This window comes from Oleiphilus sp. HI0132, from assembly GCF_001635845.1.
This window is the reverse complement of sequence record NZ_LWGJ01001310.1, coordinates 1-977: the sequence shown is the minus strand read 5'-3', so window position 1 is coordinate 977 and position 977 is coordinate 1. Positions and strand designations below refer to the sequence as shown.

At 45.5% G+C, this 977-nt stretch carries 1 protein-coding gene and 1 pseudogene; both read right to left on the bottom strand.

The window, feature by feature from the left end:
* A partial coding sequence (locus A3766_RS20010; RefSeq protein ID WP_197479644.1) for a ScpA family protein occupies nt 1-367 on the bottom strand: 367 nt, incomplete at its 3' end.
* Between the two features lie 26 nt (nt 368-393).
* Nucleotides 394-977: pseudogene (locus A3766_RS20005) on the bottom strand (tryptophan--tRNA ligase); the annotation flags it as partial.

Below are 977 nucleotides of genomic sequence, written 5' to 3'. Positions count from 1 at the left end.
GACGAATCAATTCAGCACGTGGGTCTTCTTCTTCGTCATCTTCATGCGAAATTTTAGGCAATAACATTCGAGATTTGATCTCGGCCAACATCGCAGCCATGAGTAGGTACTCAGCAGCCAGCTCGAACTTCATCTTTTTCGCAACTTGAATATATTCGATGTACTGACGCGTTATCTCACTCACATCAACTGCCAGAATATCCATATTTTGGCGTCGTATCAAATACAGGAGCAGATCTAGCGGGCCTTCAAAGGCTTCGAGAATAACCGATAAAGCATCGGGGGGAATATAGAGGTCTTGAGGGACATCCCTTACAACTTTACCTTCGACAATTGCCAAAGGTAATTCTTGTTGCACAGCTGACATACTCAAGCCCCCTATCTTCTAGCACTTTACGCGCCGAAAGATAAACCCATTACACGTCGAACTTCCTGAAGCGTTCCCTTTGCTGCGTCACGCGCGCGCTCGGCACCTTCAGATAAAATACTACGCACTAATTCTGGGTTCTCTTCATACTGGCGAGCACGTTCACGAATTGGGCGCTGCTCTTCAAGCACTTTTTCAATTATTGGGTTCTTACATTCCAAACAACCAATGCCTGCACTGGTGCAACCTTCACGAACCCAGCATTTAGTACTTTCGTCGGAATAAACATCATGCAACTTCCACACAGGGCACTTATCTGGATCACCCGGATCAGATAAGCGTACACGTTGTGGGTCTGTCTGCATGGTTCGTATTTTTTGAGTAACCGAATCCGGATCCTCACGTAAGCCAATAGTATTGCCGTAAGATTTGGACATTTTCTGACCATCTAAACCTGGCATCTTCGATGCTTCAGTCAATAATGGCTGAGGCTCAGGTAGAATCACTTTACCGCCTCCCTCAATAAAACCAAACAAGCGTTCACGATCGCCTAGTGATATATTTTGCTGGTCTTTGATCAAAGCTCTTGCAGTTTCCAAAGCCTCATCGT